The organism is Streptomyces sp. NPDC001532, assembly GCF_040298625.1.
In the GTDB taxonomy this organism is placed as follows: domain Bacteria; phylum Actinomycetota; class Actinomycetes; order Streptomycetales; family Streptomycetaceae; genus Streptomyces.
Genome location: NZ_JBEPAL010000011.1, coordinates 112,460 through 136,202 on the forward strand (window position 1 = coordinate 112,460; position 23,743 = coordinate 136,202).

The 23,743-nt window shown below is 73.2% G+C and carries 21 protein-coding genes and 6 tRNA genes; 18 read left to right on the top strand and 9 right to left on the bottom strand.

Going from position 1 to position 23,743, the window contains the following annotated elements; all coding sequences use genetic code 11:
* Window positions 1-202: 202 nt before the first annotated feature.
* The 8 genes from ABT232_RS13545 to ABT232_RS13580 all read left to right on the top strand — a co-directional run bounded on the left by ABT232_RS13545 (window position 203) and on the right by ABT232_RS13580 (window position 11,616).
* A complete protein-coding gene (locus ABT232_RS13545; protein WP_351839775.1) occupies window positions 203-1,246 on the top strand; it encodes a methionine ABC transporter ATP-binding protein in 1,044 nt (347 codons plus the stop codon).
* Window positions 1,243-1,980, top strand: a complete 738-nt coding sequence (locus tag ABT232_RS13550) for a methionine ABC transporter permease (protein ID WP_351839777.1) — start codon at window positions 1,243-1,245, stop codon at window positions 1,978-1,980. The genes ABT232_RS13545 and ABT232_RS13550 overlap by 4 nt, the downstream gene beginning before the upstream one ends.
* Window positions 1,981-2,042: 62 nt before the next feature.
* Entirely contained in the window at window positions 2,043-2,870 is an 828-nt protein-coding gene (locus ABT232_RS13555; protein WP_351839779.1) for a MetQ/NlpA family ABC transporter substrate-binding protein, read from the top strand.
* A gap of 139 nt (window positions 2,871-3,009) precedes the next feature.
* A complete protein-coding gene (locus ABT232_RS13560; RefSeq protein ID WP_351839781.1) occupies window positions 3,010-3,648 on the top strand; it encodes a GNAT family N-acetyltransferase in 639 nt (212 codons plus the stop codon).
* 99 nt (window positions 3,649-3,747) lie between these two features.
* Window positions 3,748-4,959, top strand: a complete 1,212-nt coding sequence (cbiE, locus tag ABT232_RS13565) for a precorrin-6y C5,15-methyltransferase (decarboxylating) subunit CbiE (RefSeq protein ID WP_351839783.1) — start codon at window positions 3,748-3,750, stop codon at window positions 4,957-4,959.
* Between the two features lie 346 nt (window positions 4,960-5,305).
* Entirely contained in the window at window positions 5,306-9,367 is a 4,062-nt protein-coding gene (gene cobT, locus ABT232_RS13570; protein ID WP_351839785.1) for a nicotinate-nucleotide--dimethylbenzimidazole phosphoribosyltransferase, read from the top strand.
* A gap of 138 nt (window positions 9,368-9,505) precedes the next feature.
* Window positions 9,506-10,738, top strand: a complete 1,233-nt coding sequence (gene cobA, locus ABT232_RS13575) for a uroporphyrinogen-III C-methyltransferase (RefSeq protein WP_351839787.1) — start codon at window positions 9,506-9,508, stop codon at window positions 10,736-10,738.
* 59 nt (window positions 10,739-10,797) lie between these two features.
* Window positions 10,798-11,616: a TrmH family RNA methyltransferase gene (locus ABT232_RS13580; protein ID WP_351839789.1), complete on the top strand. Its 819-nt coding sequence runs from the start codon at window positions 10,798-10,800 to the stop codon at window positions 11,614-11,616.
* Window positions 11,617-11,622: 6 nt separating this feature from the next.
* On the opposite strand, the gene ABT232_RS13585 is transcribed toward ABT232_RS13580, so the two are convergent.
* Window positions 11,623-13,197, bottom strand: a complete 1,575-nt coding sequence (locus tag ABT232_RS13585; protein ID WP_351839896.1) for a serine/threonine-protein kinase — start codon at window positions 13,195-13,197, stop codon at window positions 11,623-11,625.
* 571 nt (window positions 13,198-13,768) lie between these two features.
* Here ABT232_RS13585 and ABT232_RS13590 point away from each other — a divergent pair.
* From ABT232_RS13590 to ABT232_RS13600, 3 genes are all read left to right on the top strand, one after another.
* On the top strand, window positions 13,769-13,975 hold the full coding sequence (locus ABT232_RS13590; protein ID WP_351839790.1) for a hypothetical protein: 207 nt from the start codon (window positions 13,769-13,771) through the stop codon (window positions 13,973-13,975).
* Window positions 13,976-14,835: 860 nt separating this feature from the next.
* On the top strand, window positions 14,836-15,807 hold the full coding sequence (locus ABT232_RS13595; protein ID WP_351839792.1) for a phosphotransferase family protein: 972 nt from the start codon (window positions 14,836-14,838) through the stop codon (window positions 15,805-15,807).
* A gap of 95 nt (window positions 15,808-15,902) precedes the next feature.
* Complete coding sequence (locus tag ABT232_RS13600) at window positions 15,903-16,187, top strand: TFIIB-type zinc ribbon-containing protein (RefSeq protein WP_351839794.1); 285 nt, start codon at window positions 15,903-15,905, stop codon at window positions 16,185-16,187.
* 53 nt (window positions 16,188-16,240) lie between these two features.
* Here ABT232_RS13600 and ABT232_RS13605 read toward each other — a convergent pair.
* The 5 genes from ABT232_RS13605 to ABT232_RS13625 form a co-directional block, all read right to left on the bottom strand.
* Window positions 16,241-16,315: transfer RNA gene (locus tag ABT232_RS13605), tRNA-Val, on the bottom strand.
* Window positions 16,316-16,368: 53 nt separating this feature from the next.
* Window positions 16,369-16,440 (bottom strand) — tRNA-Val (locus tag ABT232_RS13610).
* Window positions 16,441-16,460: 20 nt separating this feature from the next.
* A tRNA-Val gene (locus ABT232_RS13615) sits at window positions 16,461-16,532 on the bottom strand.
* Window position 16,533: 1 nt separating this feature from the next.
* Window positions 16,534-16,607, bottom strand: a tRNA-Cys gene (locus tag ABT232_RS13620).
* Window positions 16,608-16,645: 38 nt separating this feature from the next.
* Window positions 16,646-16,718 (bottom strand) — tRNA-Gly (locus ABT232_RS13625).
* Window positions 16,719-16,897: 179 nt separating this feature from the next.
* Here ABT232_RS13625 and ABT232_RS13630 point away from each other — a divergent pair.
* The 3 genes from ABT232_RS13630 to ABT232_RS13640 all read left to right on the top strand — a co-directional run bounded on the left by ABT232_RS13630 (window position 16,898) and on the right by ABT232_RS13640 (window position 19,672).
* Entirely contained in the window at window positions 16,898-17,941 is a 1,044-nt protein-coding gene (locus tag ABT232_RS13630; protein WP_351839795.1) for a chorismate-binding protein, read from the top strand.
* Window positions 17,938-18,759, top strand: coding sequence for an aminotransferase class IV (locus tag ABT232_RS13635; protein ID WP_351839797.1), 822 nt, complete (start codon window positions 17,938-17,940; stop codon window positions 18,757-18,759). The genes ABT232_RS13630 and ABT232_RS13635 overlap by 4 nt, the downstream gene beginning before the upstream one ends.
* Window positions 18,760-18,847: 88 nt before the next feature.
* A complete protein-coding gene (locus tag ABT232_RS13640; protein ID WP_351839798.1) occupies window positions 18,848-19,672 on the top strand; it encodes a GNAT family N-acetyltransferase in 825 nt (274 codons plus the stop codon).
* Between the two features lie 25 nt (window positions 19,673-19,697).
* On the opposite strand, the gene ABT232_RS13645 is transcribed toward ABT232_RS13640, so the two are convergent.
* Window positions 19,698-20,219: a DsbA family protein gene (locus tag ABT232_RS13645; protein ID WP_351839800.1), complete on the bottom strand. Its 522-nt coding sequence runs from the start codon at window positions 20,217-20,219 to the stop codon at window positions 19,698-19,700.
* 214 nt (window positions 20,220-20,433) lie between these two features.
* On the opposite strand from ABT232_RS13645, the gene ABT232_RS13650 reads away from it, so the two are divergent.
* Together ABT232_RS13650 and ABT232_RS13655 are read left to right on the top strand one after the other, a co-directional pair.
* Complete coding sequence (locus tag ABT232_RS13650; protein WP_351839802.1) at window positions 20,434-20,877, top strand: hypothetical protein; 444 nt, start codon at window positions 20,434-20,436, stop codon at window positions 20,875-20,877.
* Window positions 20,878-21,049: 172 nt separating this feature from the next.
* On the top strand, window positions 21,050-21,202 hold the full coding sequence (locus ABT232_RS13655) for a hypothetical protein (RefSeq protein ID WP_020138043.1): 153 nt from the start codon (window positions 21,050-21,052) through the stop codon (window positions 21,200-21,202).
* Between the two features lie 66 nt (window positions 21,203-21,268).
* Here the strand turns inward: ABT232_RS13655 and ABT232_RS13660 are convergent, their stop codons facing one another.
* Both ABT232_RS13660 and ABT232_RS13665 read right to left on the bottom strand, forming a co-directional pair.
* Complete coding sequence (locus tag ABT232_RS13660; RefSeq protein WP_351839804.1) at window positions 21,269-21,829, bottom strand: CGNR zinc finger domain-containing protein; 561 nt, start codon at window positions 21,827-21,829, stop codon at window positions 21,269-21,271.
* Between the two features lie 443 nt (window positions 21,830-22,272).
* Window positions 22,273-22,686 (bottom strand): SsgA family sporulation/cell division regulator, encoded by a 414-nt coding sequence (locus tag ABT232_RS13665; protein ID WP_004002642.1) that lies wholly within the window; start codon window positions 22,684-22,686, stop codon window positions 22,273-22,275.
* Window positions 22,687-22,877: 191 nt separating this feature from the next.
* Here ABT232_RS13665 and ABT232_RS13670 point away from each other — a divergent pair, with 191 nt between their 5' ends.
* Window positions 22,878-23,333: a TIGR02611 family protein gene (locus tag ABT232_RS13670; RefSeq protein WP_351839806.1), complete on the top strand. Its 456-nt coding sequence runs from the start codon at window positions 22,878-22,880 to the stop codon at window positions 23,331-23,333.
* Between the two features lie 78 nt (window positions 23,334-23,411).
* A tRNA-Val gene (locus tag ABT232_RS13675) sits at window positions 23,412-23,483 on the top strand.
* The last annotated feature ends 260 nt before the right edge of the window (window positions 23,484-23,743 follow it).

Below are 23,743 nucleotides of genomic sequence, written 5' to 3' on the forward strand. Positions count from 1 at the left end.
CCCCTGCACCACCTGAGCCTCGCGCCCCGAAGCGAGAGCCCGCTCGCCTCCGCCGTCGCGCCCCGACGCACGGCACCGAGCCGCCCCGCGCACCCGTTCTCTCCCGGTTCCAGCGCACCACGAGAACCGTGCCGCGTTCCGACCGAATGCATCCATGCCCGGGCACACCCACGCCCGCGCACTCGACAGTGACGGAAACCCAGTGATCACCACATCGGGCCTCACCAAGGTCTACCGCTCACGCGGCCGCGAGGTCACCGCCCTCGACCGCGTCGACCTCCATGTCCGCGAAGGCGAGGTGTACGGCGTCATCGGCCAGTCCGGCGCCGGCAAGTCCTCGCTGATCCGCTGCGTCAACCTGCTGGAGCGCCCCACCGCCGGCACGGTCACCGTGGACGGCCAGGACCTCACCGCGCTCGCCGGGCGGGGCCCGCGCGCCGGCCGGGAACTGCGGCAGGCGCGCAGCCGGATCGGAATGGTCTTCCAGCACTTCAACCTGCTGTCCTCGCGCACCGTGCAGGACAACGTCGAGCTGCCCCTGGAGATCCTCGGCAGGTCGGGGAGGGAACGCTCCCGCAAGGCGCTCGAACTGCTCGACCTCGTCGGCCTCGCCGACAAGGCCAAGGCCTACCCCGCCCAGCTCTCCGGCGGCCAGAAGCAGCGCGTCGGCATCGCCCGCGCTCTGGCCGGCGACCCCAAGGTGCTGCTCTCCGACGAGGCCACCAGCGCCCTCGACCCGGAGACCACCCGCTCCATCCTCCAGCTGCTGCGCGACCTCAACCGGCAGCTCGGCCTGACGGTCCTGCTCATCACGCACGAGATGGACGTCGTCAAGAGCATCTGCGACTCCGCCGCCCTGATGGAACACGGCCGCGTCGTCGAGTCCGGCACCGTCAGCGAACTGCTCGCCACCCCCGGCTCCGAGCTCGCCGCCGCGCTCTTCCCGGTCGGCGGCGAGGCCACCGCCGACGACCGCACCGTCGTCGACGTCACCTTCCACGGCGAGGCCGCCACCCAGCCGGTCATCTCCCAGCTGGCCCGCACCTACAACATCGACATCTCGATCCTCGGCGCCGCCATCGACACCGTCGGCGGCCTCCAGGTCGGCCGGATGCGCATCGAACTGCCCGGCCGCTACGAGGACAACGTCGTGCCGATCGGCTTCCTGCGCGAGCAGGGCCTGCAGATCGACGTCGTGGGCCCTGAGGGCGACGCGCCCGTACTGGTGAAGGAAGGTGCCAAGTGACCTGGTCCGAGATGCAGCCCCTGCTGGAGCAGGCCTGTACCGAGACGCTGATCATGGTCGGCTGGTCCACCCTGATCGCGGTGGCCCTCGGCCTGCCCATCGGCGTCCTGCTGGTCCTCACCGACCGGGGCGGACTGCTCCAGAACACCGTGGTGAACAAGCTCATCGGGCAGATCGTGAACATCGGCCGCTCGATGCCGTTCATCATCCTCATGGTCGCCCTGATGGACTTCACCCGGCAGATCACCGGCACCACCATCGGCAGCGAGGCCGCGATCGTGCCGCTCGCCATCGGCGGCATCCCGTTCTTCGCCCGGCTCGTCGAGACGGCCGTCCGCGAGGTCGACCACGGACTCGTCGAAGCCGTGCAGTCCATGGGCGGCAACACCTGGACCATCGTCCGCAAGGCCCTCGTCCCCGAGGCGCTGCCCTCGCTGATCGCCAGCACCACCACCACGATCATCGCCCTCATCGGCTACTCCGCCATGGCCGGCACCGTCGGCGGCGGCGGCCTCGGCGACCTCGCGGTCCGCTACGGCTACCAGCGCTTCGAGACCGGCCTGATGTGGGTGACCGTGGCGATCCTCGCCGTCGTCATCGCCGTCATCCAGTTCGCCGGCGACTACGCCGCCCGCTCCCTGCACCGCCGCGGCGGCCGCTCCGGCCCCGCCCCCAAGCTCCGCCTGCTCAAGGCCAAGGAGCCCGCGACCGCCGACATCGGCAGGACCGCGTAACCCCACAGACCCCCCGTCCACCCACGACGGGGCCGCTCCACCCATAAGGAAAGGCACTTTTCGTGCGTAACACCGCCAAGATCACCACCGCTGTCCTCGCCGCCGGAGCCCTCACCTTCGGGCTCACCGCCTGCGGCTCGGACAAGGACGCCGCCTCCGACACCTCCGGACCGCTGGTCGTCGCCGCGACGCCCGTCCCGCACGCCGAGGTCCTCACCTACGTCAAGGACAACCTCGCCGAGAAGGCCGGCCTCGACCTCGAGGTCAAGGAGTTCACCGACTACGTCACGCCGAACACGGCGACCGAGGACGGCTCGGTGGGCGCCAACTACTTCCAGACCGAGCCCTACCTCGAGGACTTCAACAAGAAGAACGGCACCCACCTGGTGTCCGTCGCCTCGGTGCACCTGGAGCCGCTCGGCCTGTACTCCGAGAAGGCCGACAAGGTCGACGGCCTGAAGAACGGCGCGACCATCGCCGTCCCCAACGACACCGTCACCGAGGCGCGCGCCCTCCAGCTCCTCGCCGCGGACGGCCTGATCACCCTCAAGGACGGCGTCGGCACCGCGGCCACCACCGCCGACATCACCAAGAACCCGAAGAACCTCAAGTTCAAGGAGCTGGAGGCGGCCCAGACCCCCCGCTCCCTGAAGGATGTCGACGCGGCCGTGATCAACGGCAACTACGCGCTGGAGGCCGACCTCGAGCCGGCCAAGGACGCCCTCGTCCTGGAGTCGCCCGAGAACAACCCGAACGTCAACCTCCTCGTCGTCAAGGAGGGCAACGAGGACGACCCGCGCGTCAAGAAGCTCGCCGAGCTGCTGACCTCCCCCGAGGTCAAGAAGTTCATCGAGGACAAGTACGCGGGCTCCGTCATCGCCTCCTTCTGACCCGCCGTCCCGCACACCACACCGCACCACCGGGTCCACTTCCTCACCAGTGGACCCGGTGGTGCGGTTCGGTGCTTTCATGCTGCATGCTGGGCAGTTCAGCAGGCCCTGACGGTCACACAGGTTACGGAGCGGCGCCATGACGAGCACCTTCCCCAACATCTCCATCAGCACGGAGCGGTTGGTCCTGCGCCCCTTCGAGGAGCCGGACGCCGAGGCCTTCACCGAGATGATGAACGACGAACTCGTCGTCGCCTGGACCTCCGTACCGCACCCCTACACCGAGGCCGACGCCCGCGCCTGGATCACCTCGCTCGCCCCCGCCGAACGCGCCGCGGGCCGCGGCATCGTCTTCGCCGTCACCGAGTTCCTGACCCAGCGTCTGGTCGGCACCGTGCACCTGCGCAACACCGACTGGCGGGTCCGCTCCAGCGAACTCGCCTACGTCATCGCCCCCTGGGCCCGCGGCGAGGGCTACGCCTCCGAAGCCGCCCTGGCCACCGCCCAGTGGCTCCTGCACGACCAGCGGTTCGAGCGGCTGGAACTGCGCACGGCCGCCGACAACACCGCCGCCCAGCAGGTCGCCCAGAAGATCGGCTGTATCAGCGAGGGCATCCTGCGCGGCGCCTGGATAGCGCGCGCCCGGACCGCGGCCGGGGCCTGGACCGACGCCCGCACCGACGTCATCCTCTGGAGCCTGCTGCCGGAGGACCTGGCCGGCGTCGCCGAGGAGCTGGCCGACACCAGCGGTTTCGCCGCCTACTCCGACTGGAACTGATCCCACCGGCGAGGCCACCCGCCGCGCCCGTGCTCCCACCAGGTACGCTCACGGAGCCCGCACCGACGACCTGCGCAAACCCACGGGAGACTGACGACGATGGCCGACCGGGTCACGGTGATCGGCTGGGACGGCTCTCCGCTGACCGCCGCGGCACGCTCCGCCCTCGGCGCCGCCACCCTGGTGGCCGGTGCCGCCCACCACCTCGCACTGCCCGAGGTGCCGCCCACCGCCGAGCGCATCCGCCTCGGCAGCGTCGCCCTCGCCGCCCGCCGCATCGCCGCCCACCGCGGCACGGCCGTGGTGTTCGCCGACGGCGACCCCGGATTCTTCGGCGTCGTACGGACCCTGCGCGCACCCGAGTTCGGCCTGGAGGTCGAAGTCGTCCCCGCGGTCTCCTCGGTCGCCGCCGCCTTCGCCCGCGCCGGCATGCCCTGGGACGACGCCCAGGTGGTCGTCGCCCACCCCCGCACCCTGCGCCGCGCGGTCAACGTCTGCCGCGCCCACACCAAGGTCGCGGTGCTCACCGCACCCGGCGCCGGCCCCGCCGAACTCGGCCTCCTGCTGGACGGCGTCCACCGCACCTTCGTGATCTGCGAGGAACTCGGCACCGCCCGCGAACAGGTGAGCGTCGTCACCTCCGACAAGGCCGCCGACCACACCTGGCGCGACCCCAACGTCGTCATCGTCATCGGCGGACGCGGCAGCGCGGCCGAGGGCGGCGGCTGGCTCGCCGGCCGCGACCCGGGCACCGGCCCCCGCGGCTGGACCCTGCCCGCCGAGGCCTACGAGGCCGAACTCGGCGAGGGCGAGACCGAACCGCTGCGCGCGGCCCAACTCGCCCGGCTCGGGCCGCGCGTGGGCGACCTGGTGTGGGACATCGGCTCCGGCTCCGGCGCCTTCGCCGTCGAGGCAGCCCGGGCCGGCGCCGCCGTCATCGCCGTCGACCGCGACCCCGCCGCCTGTGCCCGCGCGGAGGCGGCCGCCCGCCGCTTCGGCGTCCAGCTCCAGGCCGTCCAGGGCATCGCCCCGCACGTCCTGGAGAACCTGCCCGAACCGGACGTCGTCCGGGTCGGCGGCGGGGGAGCGGCCGTGGTCTCCGCGGTCGCCGACCGCCGCCCGCAGCGCATCGTCACCCACGCCGCCACCCGCGACGCCGCCGAACTCGTCGGCCGGGATCTGACCGAACACGGCTACCGCGTCGAGTGCGCGCTGCTGCAGTCCGTGGAGTTGGACACCCGCCACTGGACGGAGACCGAGCGGAGCGTTGCGTTCCTGCTCAGCGGGGTTCTCCCGGATCGCGCCCCGTGATCCTGTTGTCGTACCGCGCGCGGTAGGCTGGCCGATCGCTGCACCGCACTCGGACGTCCGGCGCCCTGCCGTTCAATGTCCGGCAGGCGCGCCCTTTTTGGGACGGGTGTGGTACGGCAGAACCGGAGGACGCGCAACGTGGCGCAGTCCACAGTGTGCCGTCGTGGATCGAGCTGTCCTGACGGCGGAACGACCGGGACAATGCCACTGAATGGCTTTGTCGCCTTTTCCGGGCGGGCCGTTCGTGCCGCAGGGCACGCACGCTCGTTCTTCACTGCGGGGCGGTCGGTGCGCCGTTCCGGGTGAGCTGGTCGTAGAAGCATCAACCGATGGGCGAGGGGTACGCATGACCGACACCGGCCAGGTCCCGGGCGAGGGGCTGCCGGAGAACGCAGGCATGGTGGAGCAGCCGGGCGCCCCCGCGCCCGGCGCGTACACCTACCTCTCCGAGACACCCGCCGAGGACGAAGACCTGCTGCTGCCCGGCGCCCAGGGCGCATGGGGCCACGAGATGGCCCCGCCCGCCCCGGAGCCGGTCGTCGAGGCCGTCCACGAACCCGGCCCGCACGAGCTGTCCGGCCGCGACAGCGGCTCCGTCGACCTCAGCGGCGTCCGGCTGCCCGGCCCCACCCCGCCGCAGGCCCCGACCACACCGATCCCGCCGGTGACCCCGCGCCGCCCCCTGCACCTCGGCCCGCCCATCCCCGACGCCTCCGCCAGCCCGGTCCGCTCCCTCGCCGACCGCGGCCCCGCGGGCGCGCCGGTGCGCCAGCCGGGCTCCCCGGCCGCCGGCCCCGAGTACCTCGACGTCCCGCGCGAGGCCCAGCCGCAGGAGGCGGCGGTGCAGCACGCCGCGCCGCAGGGTGCCGTGCCGTGGGGCGGCCCGGCCCCGGCGCCGGTCGTCGCCGAGGCCATCCCTGCCGAAACGGTTGTCCCGGCGCCCGCGCAGCCCGAGCCCGCGGGCGCGGCCGAGGCGACCATGGCCCGCCTCGCGACCCAGGCGGCCGTGACGGCGCCCGCCGCCCCGACCCCGCCGGAGGCCGTCGCCGAGGCCGTTGCCGAGCCCGAGCCCGAGCCCGAGCCCGAGGCCGTCCAGGCCGGAGATGCCGCGGTCGCGCCCGTGCCGGCGGACGGCGTTGCCGAGCCGGAGGCGGCGCAGGTTCCCGCCCCGGAAGCCGCGGTGTCCGAGGGCGAGCAGCCTGTGACTCCGGTGGCCGGCGGTCCGGAGGCTGCCGGTCCGGAGGCTATGGGTCCGGATGCTGCCGGTCCGGTTCCGGTCGAGGCGGTTGGCGTCCCGGAGACGGTCGCCCCTGAGGGTGTCGCCCCTGAGGGTGTCGGTCCGGTTCCGGCCGAGGCCGTCGCGGAGCCGGTGCCCGTCGGCCCCGAGGGCGCGCAGGCGCCGGTCGACCCGGCCGCCGACCCGCAGGCCATAGAGGTGCCGGCCGACGTGATCGGCGGCCCGGAAGCGGTACAGGTTCCGGCTGACGCCCCCGTGCTCCCGGAGGCCCCGCGGGCAGAGCAGATCCCCGCCGAGCCGGTTGCCGTGCCGCCGCAGGCCGTGCGGGCTCCGGTGGACCCGGCGGTCGCCCCGGAGGCCGTGGCCGTGCAGGAACCGGTGGACTCCACCGACCCTGCCGCCGCTGAGGCCGCGCCCGTGCCCGCGCCGGTTCCGGCCGAAGCCGTCGTGAGCCCGGAGCCCGCCGCCGAGGCCCAGGACGTCATCGCCGTCGCGCCGGAGGCCGAGGTCGAGGCCGAGCAGGCCGCCGCCGCCCCCGCTGTCCTCCCGGACGCCGAGCAGATTCCCGCCGCCCCGGTCGCCGAAGCCGGGCAGGCCCCGGCCGAGCCGATCGCCGAGACCGCCGCTTTCGAGGAACCCGCGCAGTTCGACGAGCCCGCCCCGATCGTCGACCCGGCTCCGGTCGTCGACCCGGCTCCGGTCGTCGACCCCGCGCCGGTCGTCGACCCCGCTCAGACCGTCGAGCCCACCGAGTTCGTCGCTCCGGCTCCGGAAGCCGTGCGGCCCTCGACCGTCGAGCCCGTTCAGGGCCCGGTCACGGTGCCGGTCGCCGTGCCGGACGCCCCCGAGGCGGCCCCCGCACCCGAGGCCGTCCAGGTCCCGGCGGCCCCCGAGACGGCCGTACCCGAGGCGCCGCGGGCCCCCGAAGCAGTCGTGGCGGAAGCCCTTCCCACGCCCGAGGCTCCCGAGGCCCACCTTCCCGCCCCGCAGCCCGTGGCTGCCGAGCGCATCGCCCCGGAGCAGCAGCAGGCCCCCGAGGCCACGCAGCCCGGTGAGCCCGCTGCCACCGTCACCGACGCGCCGGACGCCCCCGAGTTCCCGGCACCCGCGGACGCGGTCGTACCCATGCCCGCCGACGCGGTCGCTCCCGCCGAGGCCGTGGCGGAGCAGGGCGGCGCGGACCAGCCGCTCGGCGAGTTCGTCCCGGTGGCGGGCGCGGTCCCGACCGCCCCGCACCTCGCGCCGACCCCGCCGCACACCGTCGTCACGCTGCCCGCTCCCCGGGAGGCCGAGGCCGCGGCCGTGGCCGCCGCGGCGGACGAGCAGGCGGACGTGGCACTCGTACAGCAGGCCGACGACCTGGACACCCGGGCCGCCGACCAGGAAGACCAGGAAGAAGAAGGCACGGCCCCCGTGGCAGAAGCACGACAGTCCACCGGCCCGGCCGCGCCCGCGTACGACGACGCCGAGCGCGAGGCCGTACTGAAGGTCATGCGCGAGCGCCGTGACATCCGCAACGGCTTCCGCAGCGACCCGATCCCGCACGAGGTGCTGCTCCGCGTCCTGGAGGCGGCCCACACCGCGCCCTCCGTGGGCCACTCGCAGCCGTGGGACTTCGTCGTCATCCGGTCCGCCGACACCCGTCGGGCCATGCACGAACTGGCGATGCGCCAGCGCGACGCGTACGCGAAGTCGCTGCCCAAGGGCCGCGCCAAGCAGTTCAAGGAACTGAAGATCGAGGCCATCCTCGACACCCCGGTGAACATCGTCGTCACCGCCGACCCGACCCGCGGCGGCCGGCACACCCTCGGCCGCCACACCCAGCCGCAGATGGCGCCGTACTCCGCCGCCCTCGCGGTGGAGAACCTGTGGCTCGCCGCCCGCGCGGAGGGCCTCGGCGTCGGCTGGGTCAGCTTCTTCGACGAGCGCGAGATGGTCCGCGCCCTCGGCCTGCCCGAGCACCTGGAGGTCATCGCCTACCTCTGTGTCGGGTACGTCGACGAGTTCCCGGACGAGCCCGAGCTGATGCAGGCCGGCTGGTCCAAGCGCCGCCCGCTGTCCTGGGTGGTCCACGAGGAGACGTACGGCCGCCGCGCACTGCCCGGCGAGGAGCCGCACGACCTGCTCGCCGAGACCGTCGCCCAGATCCGCCCGCTGGACGCCAAGGCGCTCGGCGAGGCGTGGGAGCGGCAGAAGCGCATGACCAAGCCGGCCGGTGCCCTCGGCATGCTGGAGATCATCTCCGCGCAGCTGTGCGGTCTGTCCCGCCAGTGCCCGCCGCCGATCCCGGAGCCCGCGGCCGTCGCGATCTTCGCCGGTGACCACGGGGTGCACGCCCAGGGCGTCACGCCCTGGCCGCAGGAGGTCACCGCCCAGATGGTGGCCAACTTCCTCGGCGGGGGAGCGGTCTGCAACGCCTTCGCCAACCAGGTGGGCGCCGAGGTCTGCATCGTCGACGTCGGTGTCGCCGCCGACCTGCCGGCCACCCCGGGCCTGCTGCCCCGCAAGATCCGCCCGGGCACCGCCGACATGACCACCGGCCCCGCGATGACCCGCGAGGAGGCCAAGCAGGCCATCGAGGTCGGCATCGAGACCGCCCGCGACCTGGTCGCGGCCGGGAACAAGGCACTGCTGACCGGTGAGATGGGCATCGCGAACACCACCGCGTCCGCCGCCCTGATCTCCGTCTTCACGGACACCGACCCGGCCGAGGTGACCGGCCGCGGCACCGGCATCAACGACGAGACCCTGGCCCGCAAGACCGAGGTGGTCCGCCGCGCGATCGAGGTCCACCAGCCGGACCCGGCCGACCCCATCGGTGTCCTCGCCGCGATCGGCGGCCTGGAGCACGCCGCGATGGTCGGCCTCCTCCTCGGCGGCGCGTCCCTGCGTACGCCGGTGATCCTGGACGGTGTCAGCGCCGGTGCCGCGGCCCTCGTGGCCCGCGCCATCGCCCCCGAGGTGCTGGCCGCCTGCATCGCGGGCCACCGCAGCGCCGAGCCCGGCCATGTCGCCGCCCTCAACAAGCTGGGCCTGCGCCCCCTGGTCGATCTGGACCTCCGCCTCGGCGAGGGCACCGGCGCCCTCCTCGCGCTGCCGATGGTCCAGAGCACGGCCAGGGCGATGCACGAGGTCGCGACGTTCGATTCGGCGGGCGTCACCGAGAAGTAGGCGCCGCCCGGGGGCGGTCCGGTGTTCAGCCATCGGACCGCCCCTGCCGCCTGCCCCGTCCGCACTCTAAAATCCGCACGTCAGGGCTGCTCCGATGCCGAAGCGCCCCCGCACGCCCGCACGAGGAGCCGTCCCCTCATGGCCGAACACCCCGCCTACCCCGTAGGCCTCCGCCTCTCCGGCCGCAGGGTCGTCGTCCTCGGCGGCGGCCAGGTGGCGCAGCGCCGCCTCCCGGCCCTCATCGCGGCCGGCGCCGACATCCTTCTCGTGTCCCCGGAGGCCACGCCGTCCGTGGAGGCGATGGCGGACGCCGGCGAGATCACCTGGCAGCGCCGCCCGTACGCCGAGGGCGACCTCGCCGACGCCTGGTACGCGCTGATCGCCACCGGTGACACCGAGGCCAACACCCGCGCCTCGGCCGAGGCGGAGCGCCACCGTGTGTGGTGCGTCCGCTCGGACGACGCCGACGCCGCCACCGCCTGGACCCCGGCCACCGGCCACAGCGAGGGCGTCACGGTCGCGGTCCTCACCACCGACACGAAGTCCCGTGACCCGCGCCACACCGCCGCCGTCCGCGACGCGGTCGTCGAGGGCCTGCGCGACGGCACCCTCGTCGCCCCCCACCACCGCACCCGCACCCCGGGCGTCGCCCTGGTCGGCGGCGGCCCCGGCGACCCGGACCTCATCACTGTCCGCGGCCGCCGGCTGCTCGCCGAGGCCGACGTCGTCATCGCCGACCGCCTCGGCCCGCGCGACCTGCTCGCCGAACTGCCGCCGCACGTCGAGGTGATCGACGCGGCGAAGATCCCCTACGGCCGCTTCATGGCCCAGGAGGCCATCAACAACGCCCTGATCGAGCACGCCAAGCAGGGCAAGTCGGTCGTACGTCTCAAGGGCGGCGACCCCTACGTCTTCGGGCGCGGCATGGAGGAGCTCCAGGCCCTCGCCGAGGCCGGCATCGCCTGCACCGTCGTCCCCGGCATCTCCAGCTCGATCTCGGTCCCGGGCGCGGCCGGCATCCCGGTCACCCACCGGGGCGTCGCCCACGAGTTCACGGTGGTCAGCGGCCATGTGGCCCCCGACGACGACCGCTCCCTGGTGGACTGGGCGTCCCTCGCGAAGCTCACCGGCACCCTGGTGGTGCTCATGGGCGTCGACAAGATCGGCAAGATCGCCGACACTCTCGTCGCGCACGGCAAGTCCCCCGAGACCCCCGTCGCCCTGGTGCAGGAGGGCACGACGGCCGCGCAGCGCCGCGTCGACGCCACCCTCGCCACGGTCGCCGAGACGGTCCGCGTCCAGGAGGTCAAGCCTCCGGCGGTCATCGTCATAGGTGAGGTCGTCGGCGTCGGTCCGGCGCCGACGGTGTGACGCGACAGCGCAACCCGGCGGCACCCCATCGTTCCCCCACAGCAAGGCAGTGTCACCCCGTGGCCGATCTCATCACCGTCGACGACCCCGACGATCCGCGCCTGTCCGACTACACCGGCCTGACCGACGTCGAGCTGCGCCGCAGGCGCGAGCCCGCCGAGGGCCTGTTCATCGCCGAGGGCGAGAAGGTCATCCGGCGGGCCAAGGACGCCGGGTACGAGATGCGGTCGATGCTGCTCTCCGCCAAGTGGGTCGACGCCATGCGCGACGTCATCGACGAGCTCCAGGCCCCCGTCCACGTGGTCAGCCCGGAGCTCGCCGAACGCGTCACCGGCTACCACGTGCACCGCGGAGCGCTCGCCTCCATGCAGCGCAAGCCGCTGCCGACGGCCGCCGGACTGCTCGGGACCGCCCGCCGCGTGGTCGTCATGGAGGGCGTCAACGACCACACCAACATCGGCGCCATCTTCCGTTCGGCGGCCGCGCTCGGCATGGACGCGGTGCTCCTCTCCCCGGACTGCGCCGACCCGCTCTACCGCCGCAGCGTCAAGGTCTCCATGGGCGCGGTCTTCTCCGTCCCGTACGCCCGCCTGGACAGCTGGCCCAAGGACCTGGAGACGGTCCGGGAAGCCGGCTTCACCGTCCTCGCCCTCACCCCGGACGAGAAGGCCGAGACCCTGGACGAGATCGCCCCGCACCGCATGGACCGGGTGGCGCTGATGCTCGGCGCGGAGGGCGACGGCCTGACCGGGCGGGCCCTGGCCGCCGCCGACGCACGGGTGCGTATCCCGATGTCCCACGGCGTGGACTCGCTCAACGTGGGCGCGGCGGCAGCGGTCGCCTTCTACGCGGTGGCGACGGGCCGCCCGCAGGCGTGACGGCCCCTACTCGGCCCCGAAGGACGGATCGAGGTTCGCGTCGAAGGTCGACTCGAGGGTCGACTCGAACCGCTCGGACATGAGCTGCCCGTCGCCCAGCGGGCGATAGCCGGCCGTCTGCTCCCGATCCGGTTGCCGGACCTGCACCTGCTCCTGTCCGCGCCGCTCCGGCCCGCCTCCCGGCTGGTCGCCGAGCCCGCGGGCCGGGCCCTGGCAGCCCTGCACCACGGCGATACCGAGCGCCACGAGCAAGGTCACCACGACGAACACGAACAACCGCTGCCGCAGCAACCGGGGATTGGCCGGCCGCAGCCCGGTCCCGGTCCTCCGGGGCCGCCCGGCACCGCCGCGCGACACGGGCCGGCTGCCCGTGCCGGAACGGGTCGTGCTGCCCGGCCGGGTCCCACCGCGCGGGGCGGGAGTGTTCCGCGGCACGGGGGTGTTGCGGGGGGCCGGCGTGTTCCGGGGCGCCGGTGTGTTCCGCGAGGCGGGCGTGGGCCGAGAGCCGGACCGGGACGCGGGACCGCCGCCGCGGGACGGCAGGGAACCCCGTGACGGGCTCCCGCCCCGCACCGGCGCCGGACCGCGAGCCGCCCCCGCACCCCGAGGCAGGGGCGTGCCGGGGGCGCCGGACGGACCGGGGCGCCGCTGGGACTGCTGGCGCTGCTGGTCGGGGTTGGTGTCGGCGAGCCGACCGGTCGGCAGGTCCGCCTCGCCGCCGCGCGGCGCGGGCGGGCGCCCGTCGAGCAGCCCCTGGGCCTCACGGGCCGCGATCTCCTTCAGCCGCAGCGACAGATCGAGGGTGCTGGGCCGCTCCTCGGGGTCCTTCGCCAGACAGGCCCGCACCAGCGGGGCCAGGGCGTCCGGGACGCCGTGCAGCTGCGGCTCCTCGTGGACCACGCGGTAGAGCATCACCTCGGAACTGCCGTGCCCGAAGGGAGAGTCGCCGGTCGAGGCGTAGGCGAGCGTGGCACCCAGCGAGAACACGTCCGTGGCCGGTGTGACCGCGGCGCCGCGCACCTGCTCCGGGGCGAGGAAGCCGGGGGAGCCGACCGCGGTGCCGACATGGGTGAGCGTCGAGGCGCCGGTCGCCCAGGCGATACCGAAGTCGATGATCCGCGGACCCTTGGGGGAGAGCAGGATGTTCGACGGCTTCAGGTCCCGGTGCACCACCCCGGCCTCGTGCACGGCGACCAGGCCCTCCGAGAGCGCGGCCCCGACCGCGGCGACGTCGGCGGCGAACAGCGGGCCCTCGTCGGCGACCTTGTCGTGCAGGGACGGACCGGGCACGTACTGCGTGGCGAACCAGGGACGCTCCGCGTCGAGATCCGCCGCGACCAGCCGGGCCGTGCACCCGCCGCGGATCCGGCGGGCCGCCGAGACCTCGCGGGCGAACCGCGAGCGGAACTCCTGGTCCTCCGCCAGATCGGGCCGGATCACCTTCAGCGCGACCCGCTGCCCCTTCTTGTCGGAGCCCAGGTAGACAACGCCCATCCCGCCCGCGCCGAGCCGTCGGTGAAGCTTGAACGAGCCGACGACGCGCGGGTCCTCGCGCCTCAGGCGCATCATCGCCATGTTCATCCCCGCTGCCCGGTCCGTGTGACGAGCCACAGCTTACGTTTCCCCGGCCGCCTGCGCGCAGAGGCCGCGCCCTCTCGCCCCGATCGATTGTCAGTGCAGGGTGCGAGACTTGAAAGGCGGTCAGAGAGGGCACGCACAGGGCGACTTCACGCCCGGCCACCCCCCAACCCGCCCTTCCGAAAGGGAGATTGAACCCAAGGACCGCACCCCCGCGAAGCCGTCCCCCGCCGCTGCCGCCCCGACCGCCACCCCACCGGCGACACCCTCGCGCCCCCGCCCACCCGACGTGATCGAAGTCACCGGGTGATCGAGGGGGACGGCTCGGAAAAGCAGGGACACACCGGGCGTCCCCTCCGGGAAGACCCCGAGACGTAGGACCCGCTCTCCACCCAGGGGAGTACTCGGCAGCTCATGGCTCATCCTCCGGGAGGCCAGGCAATCGGTACGAGGGCATGACGTCCCGCGCGCCTCCCACGCCTAGATTTGAGGACAAGCGGCGGGTGCAGCACTCGTCCCCCGAGGTCAGACACCCGCCGCTGCCACAACAACTGAGCAGGTCAGGAGAGGGACCATGGCCCACACGGCATCGCGGACACTGATCCGCACGGGACGCAAGGCCTACGGCGCCGCGTTCCGCCCGCGCCGCACGGGCCGCCGCCACCCGCTGGTGGCCACGGCCATGGCCCTTCCTCTGGCGGTCCTGCTCCTCGTCGTCTTCGACGGCTGGGAGACAGTGGCCACACAGGCGTCGTCCGTGGGAGTGATGCTGGGGCGCTGAGCGGCGACCCCAGGCCCGGAAGAGCGGTCCGGGCGGGGACATCCACCCATAACCCCGTGGGGACGGGGGTGCGGCGGACGGCAAAAATGCCGGCGCAGCTGGGGAGCTGCGCCGGCATTGCTCTTCCTCCACACCGAGCGCCCCCGGGCCCCCGGCCGCCACGTCCCCACCTCACGACCCCAAGCCCTCGCCCGACGCGTCCGCGCCAAGCCTCGCCACGTGCTCTTCTCCGGGGCGTTCGGGGTGAACCTGCCGGCCCATCGTGGCCAGGACACCGCGAGGCCTACGCCCTGTCCGATGCGTCCCCGGCGAGCCCCGCCGCCCGATGCGTCCCCCAGGCCGGCGCATCCACCCTGCTAACCGACTGGCTCAGCCGCCCCGGCTCCGCATGTCCGTTCGGCGGAAAGGCGTCGCTGTCGTGCGCGGCCGTACGCAGGTGCCGCCCGTCCGGCGCGTCCCCGGCGAGCCCGTCCCGGCACCCACGTCCCTGTCCCGCGCACTCGCCCGTCTCGGGCGACGGCCCCCTCCCTGCACGTCCACTCGCGGAGGTGCACCGACGCCCTGCTCAGACCTGCACGGCTGCCACCCGTCCCCCTCGCTCAACCGGCGAAGCGGCACCACGAGGCCTGGCGCACCTCACCCTGCCGAGGCAGCCTCGCCAACCCGGCACAGCCGCCACCCCGCACCGCGCGTCCGCCCCGCTACGCCTCTCTCCTCTCCTCTCCTCTCCTCTCCTCTCCGCCGGCGCCGCACCACCGCCCCGCTCGCCCAACGAACCCAGCCACCCTCACCCCCCACTCCTGGGCCCCCGCCCCGCCCCGACATACCCTCACCCACAACACCCCCACCCCAAGGGACCCATGACGACGACCGCGCCGACACCGCCGACGACGCCGCCCCCCGCTCCGCTGCTCGCCGCCCTGACCGCCAAGGCGCGTGCCGTCGCGCACCCCCGGCAGGGGGCCTGCGTGTGCCGTGCCGGAGGCGTCCGCACGCTCGCCGACCGGGACGACGCGACCGTCGTACGCCACGCGGACACCGTCGCCAAGGCCCATGCCCCCGGCACGGACGAGCAGCACCTGGCCGCCCGCCTGGCCACGGCCGCGCACCTGCCCGGCGTCCTGCTGCCCCCGCTCGACCCGTCCCCGGTGACCCTGCACGGCCGCCCGGTCACCCTGTGGCCCTACGGCACACCCGTGGACCCCGACCACCCGGACGCCGCCCCCTGGGAGGCCGCGGGCACGCTCCTCGCGCTGCTCCACCGCGCTCCCGCCCCGCCGTCGACCGAGCTGCCGCCCATGCGTGGCCCGGCGAAGGCCGCCCGCGCGGTGGACCGCCTCGAGCAGGCCGGCCCGCACCCCGCCACGCCCACCGTCCTGCGAGCCTGGTCCACCCTTCCCGCCTGGGCCCGCGCCGAGGCGCCGATGCCGGACACCACCACCGTCTGCCACGGAGACCTCCACCTCGGCCAGCTGGTCCGTCATCCGGCCCCGGACGGCCGGTGGCTGCTGATCGACGTGGACGACCTGGGCGTGGGCGTGCCGGCCTGGGACCTCGCCCGCCCCGCCGCCTGGTACGCCTGCGGGCTGCTCCCGCCCGACGAGTGGACCCGCTTCCTGACTGCCTACCGTGCCGCCGGCGGCCCGGCGGTCCCCGCGGCCGGCGACCCGTGGCCCGCCCTGGACGTCGCGGCCCGTGCCCTGACCGTCCAGTCCGCCGCCCAGGCGGTCACCAAGGCGCTCGCGGCCGGCGGGCGCCCGCTGGACGAGGTCGAGCGGTGCCTCGTGGACGCCTGTGAGCGAATGGCCGCCCTCCCCGCGGACTTGGCGTGAAACTTCGCGAAGTAGGGTGCAACCGACCGCAGCCGGACAGAGTCTGTGCTGGCGACACGGGAAACAGGATCTACCGGCGAGGAGTTGAGCCGAGCATGCAGTGTCCGAAGTGCCACGCCCCCATGCACACCTACAACCGCAACGGCGTCCAGATCGAGCAGTGCAGCAACTGCCGGGGAATCTTCCTGGACTACGGCGAGCTGGAAGCCCTGACCCGCCTGGAGTCACAGTGGGCCCAGCCCGCTCCGCCGGCCCCGCCCGCCCCGCAGGCCTACCCCGCCCAGCCCGCCGCCCCCGCCTGGGGCGCCCCGCACGGCGGCCACGGTCACTACGGCCACCAGCGCCACAAGAGCTTCGGGCGCATGCTCTTCTCCAGCTGAGGCGCCCGGCACGACGAAGCCCCCGGCCGTTCGAGACGGCCGGGGGCTCCGGGTGGTGGACGATACTGGGATTGAACCAGTGACCTCTTCCGTGTCAGGGAAGCGCTCTCCCGCTGAGCTAATCGTCCTCGGGACCACGATCGTTCCGCATCACCATCTGTGATCGATCATGGGCACTGCGTGCGCGATACTGGGATTGAACCAGTGACCTCTTCCGTGTCAGGGAAGCGCTCTCCCGCTGAGCTAATCGCGCGGGAGGATCCGAAGATCCAGTGGACGATACTGGGATTGAACCAGTGACCTCTTCCGTGTCAGGGAAGCGCTCTCCCGCTGAGCTAATCGTCCTTGGAGGTGGAGACGGGATTTGAACCCGTGTAGACGGCTTTGCAGGCCGTTGCCTCGCCTCTCGGCCACTCCACCAGGAGTGTAGGGGATCGGGAAGACCCCTTCTTCCTTCGAGCGGACGACGAGGTTCGAACTCGCGACCTCAACCTTGGCAAGGTTGCGCTCTACCAACTGAGCTACGTCCGCCTGTCGTTTCGGGGCGCTTCCGCGTCCCGGCGACGTGTTGAACTCTAGCGGATTCCCGGGCCAGCACAAAAACGCGTTTGTGCAGCGTGCTGCGGTGCGCCCGGCGGACGACCCGGCCGAGGCGTCGCGCGGGGACATGCCGGGACCACCCGCAGGTCACCCGCCATAGACTCGACAGCGTGCTCGACCTCGCTCCTCTCGCCCGCTTCGGCGACCGCCTCGCCACCGGCCTCCTCGACGTCACCAGTGATCCCGAGGCCCTGGACTCCACCGGCTTCTGGGCCGTCGCCGCGGACTTCGAGGGCCGTCTGACCTGCGCCCGCTTCGCGGACGTCCGCGAGGAGCCGGTGCCGGCCCCGGTGCCGGGCGCCTGGCGGGGACCGGCGGCGGAGGACTGGACGTCCTCGCTGGACCGTGCCGCGTACACGGCGGGCGTACGGCGGATCCGTGAGCACATCGCGGCCGGCGAGGTCTACCAGGCGAACCTCTGCCGGGTGCTCTCCGCGCCGATCGCGCCCGGCGCCGATGTGGACGCCCTGACCGCGCTGCTGGCCCGCGGCAACCCCGCGCCGTACGCAGGAACGATCCGGCTGCCGGAGTACGGCGTGGAGATAGCCACCGCCTCTCCCGAGCTGTTCCTGCGCCGGGAGGGCCGGACCGTCGAGTCCGGACCGATCAAGGGCACCGGCCGCACCGAGGCGGACCTGCTGGAGAAGGACTACGCCGAGAACGTGATGATCGTGGACCTGGTCCGCAACGACATCGGACGGGTCTGCGCCACCGGCAGCGTCACGGTCCCCGACCTGTGCGCGGTGGAGAAGCATCCCGGACTGGTGCACCTGGTCTCCACCGTGCGCGGCGAGCTGCGGGCCGGCGCCGGCTGGCCGGAGCTGCTGGCCGCCGCCTTCCCGCCCGGTTCGGTCACCGGCGCCCCCAAGTCCAGCGCCCTGCGGATCATCGACGCCCTGGAGACGGCCCCGCGCGGCCCGTACTGCGGCGGTGTCGGCTGGGTCGACGCCGACCGGGGCGTCGGCGAGCTGGCCGTGGGCATCCGCACCTTCTGGATCGACCGGGCGGAGGGCGCGCTGCGGTTCGGCACCGGGGCCGGCATCACCTGGGGTTCGGACCCCGAGGGGGAGTGGCGGGAGACCGAGCTGAAGGCCGCCCGGCTGCTCGCGGTAGCGTCGGGAGCGTACGAGGTGAGTGGAGAGGTACTGACGTGAAGATCTGGCTCGACGGCGGGTTGCAGGACATCGAGTCCGCCCGCGTGTCCGTCTTCGACCACGGGCTGACCGTGGGCGACGGCATCTTCGAGACGGTGAAGGCGGTGGACGGCCGGCCCTTCGCGCTCACCCGCCATCTCGACCGGCTGACCCGCTCGGCCCGCGGCCTCGGCCTGCCCGACCCGGACCTCGACGAGGTCCGGCGCGGCTGCGCGGCCGTCCTGGAGGCCAACCCGATGCCGCTCGGCCGGCTGCGGATCACCTACACCGGCGGCCACGGCCCGCTCGGCTCCGACCGAGGCGAGCACGGCCCGACCCTGGTCGTCGCGCTCGGTGAGACCACCCGCCGCCCCGACTCCACGGCTGTGATCACCGTCCCGTGGACCCGCAACGAACGCGGCGCGCTCACCGGACTGAAGACCACCTCGTACGCCGAGAACGTGGTCGCCCTCGCCCGCGCCCATGAACACGGCGCCTCCGAGGCGCTGTTCGCCAACACCGTCGGACAGCTCTGCGAGGGTACCGGGTCGAACGTCTTCGTCGTCCTCGACGGTGAGGTCCACACCCCGCCGGTCGCCTCGGGCTGCCTCGCCGGCATCACCCGCGCGCTGACCGTCGAGTGGACCGGCGCCAAGGAGACCGACCTCCCGCTGGACGTCCTGGAGCGGGCCGACGAGGTCTTCCTCACCTCGACCCTGCGCGACGTCCAGGCCGTGCACCGCGTCGACGACCGCGAACTGCCCGGCGCGCCGGGCCCGGTGACCGCGAAGGCCATGCGGATCTTCGACGAGCGCGCCGGCGACGACCTCGACCCCTGACCGTCCCGCGGGTCAGACCCGGAGATCTCCCGGGCAGTCCTGGATATTCGGCTGACCCGGGGCTCCGGCGCGGGTAGAAACTCCGGTGATGACCACGACCCTGCGGCCGTCCGAGCCGCTCCAGCACCACGCCGACGGGACGCGTTCACGCCACTACCAGGTGTGCGTGAACAGCCGGCCCGTCGGCGTCATCCACCTCGGCACCTCCGCCGCCTTCGGCGACTCGGTGGCGCGCGTGCACCGGCTGCGCATCGAGGAACCCGACCGCAGACGCGGCCGGGGCACGATCGCCATGCTCGCGGCCGAGGAGGTGGCGCGCGGCTGGGGCTGCACCCAGATCGAGACGACCGTCCCGGCGGACGCGGAGCCCGCTCTGCGGCTCGCCCAGGCGCTCGGCTACACCGTCCGCAATCGCGGCATGGAGAAGCGGCTCGGCGACACCCCGCCGTCACTGCCCGCCGGCAGCCGGGGCCGTCGGATGACGGAGGCCGAGTTCGACGCGTGGCACGCGCACGAGTCGGAGCAGTACGCGCGCACCTGGATCGAGCGGGGCGTGCCCGAGGCCGCCGCCTACGCCAAGGCGCGGCGTGACCACGAGCAGCTCCTGCCGCGTGGCCTGGCCACCGAGAACATGCTGTTCAGCGTCCTGGAGCACGAGGGCGACCGGGCGGGCACGCTCTGGGTGGCCCTCCACGAGGACAGCGCGTTCGTCTTCGACGTCGAGGTCGACCCGGGGCACCGGGGCCGCGGCCACGGCCGCACCCTCATGCTGCTGGCGGAGACCCAGGCGATCTCCGCCGGCCGGCGCGTCCTCGGCCTGAACGTGTTCGCCGGGAACACCCCGGCCGAACGGCTCTACGACTCGCTCGGCTACCGGACGACGCGGTACGCCGTGCAGAAGCCGCTGCTGTAGCGCTGTTGTAGCGCTGCCGCAGCGGTCAGGCCTGCCGCTCGGCGAGCAGCCGGTCCGCGATCTCCTCGATGCGCTCGCGCAGGCCTTCCTGGCTCTTGCCGCCGTCGAGGCGTTCGCCGCCGATGACGTAGGTCGGGGTGCCGGTGACGCCGATCGCCTTGCCCTCGGCCTGGTCGGCGTCCACGATCAGGATGTGCCGGCCGTCGATCAGAGCGGTGTCGAACTCCTCGGCGTCCAGGCCGAGTTCGCCCGCCACCTCGACGAGGAAGGACTCGCCCGCGCGGTCCAGCTGCTCGACCCGGCCGAGCACCGCCTCGACGTACTCCCATCCCTTGCCCTGCTCCACGGCCTCCTCGGCGGCCTGGGCGGCGGCGAAGGCGTGCTTGTGCTTCTCCAGCGGGAAGTGCCGCAGCCGCAGCTCCAGCCGGTCGCCGTAACGGGCGCGCAGCGCGCGCAGATCGTCCAGGGCGCTACGGCAGTCCGGGCACTGGAGTTCGCACCAGACGTCGAGAACAGGGGCCGGAAGGGCGGGGGAGGTGTCGCTCATGGTGCCAGTCTCCCAGCCCGCCACCGCCCGGCCCAACCGGGACCTACAGCGGCCCCTACGCCACCCTGAGACGCCGCTCGCCTCCATGCCCGAGGAGGGGCGGACCCGGAGATGTCCCTGATGTCCGCCCGGGAGCATGGCCCGGTGGGGGCCGGGCGGTGCAGGATGGAGAGGGGCGAAGCGCTCCCGCCGACGAGCCCAGCTGGAGGACCGGATGATTGCCGAGACCGTCTGTTCCGCCGTCTCCGCGGCCGGCCTGGGCATCGCGGTGATCACTGCGTACCGCAGGCGCTTCCTCGCGGCCGCGCGGATCGCCGCCTACTCCCTCGTGCCCATCGGGCTGGTGATGACCGGAGCCGTCGAGTGGGCGGCCGACACCGCCTTCAGTCCCACCGCCTGGGCCGGCTTCGGTGTGCTCGGTGCCGCCTGGCTGCTGTTCATGGGCACCCGCGCCGTGGAGCGCCGACGCGGCGGCGGCCGACGGGACCGCAAGGCGGCAGCGGCGGCGGCCCAGCCGGGGCCGGTGGCCCCGCAGCCGTCCGCGCCCTCGCTCGGCCGGGCCTCCGGGCCGGCGGCGTCCCGCGGGCAGTCGGCGGCCCGCACCGACGGGGACGACTTCAGCGACATCGAGGCCATCCTGAAGAAGCACGGCATATGACGGCCGCCTAGCGCGGTGAAACGTCACAGGGGGTTCGCGGGGGTGCGGGGCCCAGGCGCGCGCGAAGTGTAGAGAGTGGGCCGCGCACCAGGCACCGGATCGGATCACGTCACCCGTTCGGCGGGGGAGCGGCGCGAGTCGCCAGACTCTTCTGCGCCATCATCACCGGGAGATGCTGGACACGACACAGAGCGATGCCGCGCCGCCTCAGGACGAACCGCGCGGATGTCTCTTCGCCCTTTCCCAGCCACCGCTGATGATCTTCCTTGCGGTGATCGGGTGTCTGCTGCTCATGGCTGCGCTGCACGATCTGCTGCTGCTGTGAGCCGTACCCGGGGTCCCCGGCGCCACCCGCCGGGGGCCGCGACGGCATCGGCGTCCGGCCCGGTCGTCAGCCGGCCGCCTCCTTGCGGCGGGCGCGGTAGGCGGCCACGTGCAGGCGGTTGCCGCAGGTCCGGCTGTCGCAGTACCGCCGGGACCGGTTGCGGGAGAGGTCGACGAAGGCGCGCCGGCAGTCCGGCGCCTCGCAGCGCCGCAGCCGTTCCTGCTCCCCGGCGACCACGAAGAACGCCAGCGCCATCCCGCAGTCGGCCGCCAGATGATCCGCCACGGAGGCACCGGGAGCGAAGTAGTGGACATGCCAGTCGTAGCCGTCGTGGTCGGTCAGGCGGGGCGTGGTGCCCGCGGCGGCGACCAACTCGTTGATCATCACGGCGGCGGCCCGGGCGTCCGGGGCCGCGAAGATCCCGGCGAACCGGCCGCGTATCTTCCGCACGGCCGAGAGGTCGAACTCCGAGAGCACGCCGACATCGCTGATCTTGTGCCCGCGGACGAACTCGTCGAGGGCCGCGACATCCGGCAGCCCGTCGGGTGTCGTGTCGTCCTCCGGTGCGGTGTTCACCAGATCCACCACGGTGTCGAGCGCGCACCGGGCATCGTGGGTGATCAGCACATTTCGCTCCCTGGCCTGGGGGTCGGGCGGACGCCCGTCGATGCTGGCCGATGGTAATGGCTCCCCAGGAGCCCCTTGCCCGCGCCCACCCGTGGATGCCGGTACAACGGGGCTGTGGCCTGCGGTGTTCCCGGCCAGGACCGGTTTTTCGTGGGACCGGCCGGGTCTCGGCCACGAGGCATATGCACCGGCGTGCGCCGGCCACGAGGCCTCACCGCGGGACGAGTCACCCTGACCTCACGTGACGCCGCTTACACACGGGGTGAACAGCACTCTCAGGCCATCGTCACGCACAGTCACCTCCTCCGTGCCGCAAGAACGCACACCGGCGCCGCTCCCCGCTGGCTGCGGGAGCGACGCCGGTGATGTGCCGTATGCGGTTGTCCGGGCCCGAGCCGTCTCCCCGAGTGGACGGCGCCGGGCGGCTCTGAGGGATCTCGCGTCTAGCTCTCCGCCAGGATGTGAGAGAGCTCCTGATCCAGGTCGAAGTGCCGGTGTTCCGTGCCGGGGGGCACGGCGGCGTCCGTCCGCTTCAGGAAGGACTCCAGGGCCCGCGCAGGGGCTTCGAGCAGTGCTTCCCCCTCCGGGGAGCTCAGGGCGATGCACACCACGCCCTGACCATGGCTGCGCGACGGCCAGACGCGGACGTCGCCGGTACCCGTGGGCCGGTGCAGGCCCTCGGCGAGGAGGTCGCGGGCGAACACCCACTCGACGGTCTCCTCGGCTCCGGTGTGGAAGGTGGCGTGCACGGCGTAGGGGTCGGCCGTGTCGTACCGCAGGCCTGCGGGGACAGGCAGGGAGGACTCGCTCGACACAACGAGGCGCAGGTGCAGCTCGCAGCTGACCGTGGTGTTCATAAGCGCCAGGGCCTTTCGCTCAGTGTGCGCTCGGGGATTCGCACGTCGGCGAAATCGACATGCCACCTACGGTGCCGTTGTAAACCCCTCTGAGGGTTTTGCGTGTGTTTACGTAACTCTTCCGGCCGAGATCCAGTTCGCCCGGTGCGCCCATTTCGGTGACTGGTTTCGGTCCGGTAGGGTTTGGCCGTATGAATACGGGGAGTAACGAGTCTGGCGACGTCGCCATGGCTATGACGGACGAGACGGGAACGAGGCGGGTGCAGAGCGAGCGGGGACTCGGCTCCCGGGCGCCGGAATTCATCAAGGCGCGCCGGGTGCTGCACCTGAGCTGGCAGGTCGGCGTCTTCATCGTGGGCCTGGCGGTGGTGGGCGCCGGCATCGTCATGCTGCCGCTGCCCGGGCCGGGCTGGGTCGTGATCTTCGGCGGGATGGCGATCTGGGCGACCGAGTTCGTCTGGGCCCAGCTGGTGCTGCGCTGGACCAAGCGCAAGGTCACCGAGGCGGCCCAGCGCGCCCTGGATCCCAGGGTGCGGCGGCGCAACATCATCCTGACCGTGACCGGCCTGGTGATCGTGGCGGTGCTGGCCGGGATCTACCTGTGGAAGTTCGGTCTCGTCATGCCGTGGAAGATCAAGGACCAGTGATCCGCGGCCGGGGGCGCCAGGTGGGACGGGGCTGGTCACAGGTACCCCCTGACATGGGGTAATGTTCTTCCTGCGCCCGGGCGATTAGCTCAGTGGGAGAGCGCTTCGTTCACACCGAAGAGGTCACTGGTTCGAACCCAGTATCGCCCACCCGGATACGGCGGCCCGTCTGCGACAACGCGGACGGGTCGCCGTCGTTGTGTCCGCCGTCGGGCCGCCGGCGCGGGTATGCCTGTCATGTCCCCGCCTTGCGATGAGTTTCGGCCGGGCGGTGCCTTCGCCCGGCGGGCCACATTCTGTTCGAGGGGTCGGTCGCGCCCGCTCCCACCTGCGGTGTCGTCCTGTGCTGTCCATCGGCTGCGGAGGGTCTTCCGGCCGTCGGCGGATCTCGGCTGGGAGAAATTCCTGTC

Bases quoted from the DNA above. Each gene is read 5' to 3' on its own strand.
- ABT232_RS13560 (WP_351839781.1), top strand. From the start codon at position 3,010: ATGACGAGCACCTTCCCCAACATCTCCATCAGCACGGAGCGGTTGGTC.
- cbiE (WP_351839783.1), top strand. From the start codon at position 3,748: ATGGCCGACCGGGTCACGGTGATCGGCTGGGACGGCTCTCCGCTGACC.
- cobT (WP_351839785.1), top strand. From the start codon at position 5,306: ATGACCGACACCGGCCAGGTCCCGGGCGAGGGGCTGCCGGAGAACGCA.
- cobA (WP_351839787.1), top strand. From the start codon at position 9,506: ATGGCCGAACACCCCGCCTACCCCGTAGGCCTCCGCCTCTCCGGCCGC.
- ABT232_RS13585 (WP_351839896.1), bottom strand. From the start codon at position 13,197: ATGAACATGGCGATGATGCGCCTGAGGCGCGAGGACCCGCGCGTCGTC.
- ABT232_RS13590 (WP_351839790.1), top strand. From the start codon at position 13,769: ATGGCCCACACGGCATCGCGGACACTGATCCGCACGGGACGCAAGGCC.
- ABT232_RS13595 (WP_351839792.1), top strand. From the start codon at position 14,836: ATGACGACGACCGCGCCGACACCGCCGACGACGCCGCCCCCCGCTCCG.
- ABT232_RS13600 (WP_351839794.1), top strand. From the start codon at position 15,903: ATGCAGTGTCCGAAGTGCCACGCCCCCATGCACACCTACAACCGCAAC.
- ABT232_RS13640 (WP_351839798.1), top strand. From the start codon at position 18,848: ATGACCACGACCCTGCGGCCGTCCGAGCCGCTCCAGCACCACGCCGAC.
- ABT232_RS13645 (WP_351839800.1), bottom strand. From the start codon at position 20,219: ATGAGCGACACCTCCCCCGCCCTTCCGGCCCCTGTTCTCGACGTCTGG.
- ABT232_RS13650 (WP_351839802.1), top strand. From the start codon at position 20,434: ATGATTGCCGAGACCGTCTGTTCCGCCGTCTCCGCGGCCGGCCTGGGC.
- ABT232_RS13655 (WP_020138043.1), top strand. From the start codon at position 21,050: ATGCTGGACACGACACAGAGCGATGCCGCGCCGCCTCAGGACGAACCG.
- ABT232_RS13665 (WP_004002642.1), bottom strand. From the start codon at position 22,686: ATGAACACCACGGTCAGCTGCGAGCTGCACCTGCGCCTCGTTGTGTCG.
- ABT232_RS13670 (WP_351839806.1), top strand. From the start codon at position 22,878: ATGAATACGGGGAGTAACGAGTCTGGCGACGTCGCCATGGCTATGACG.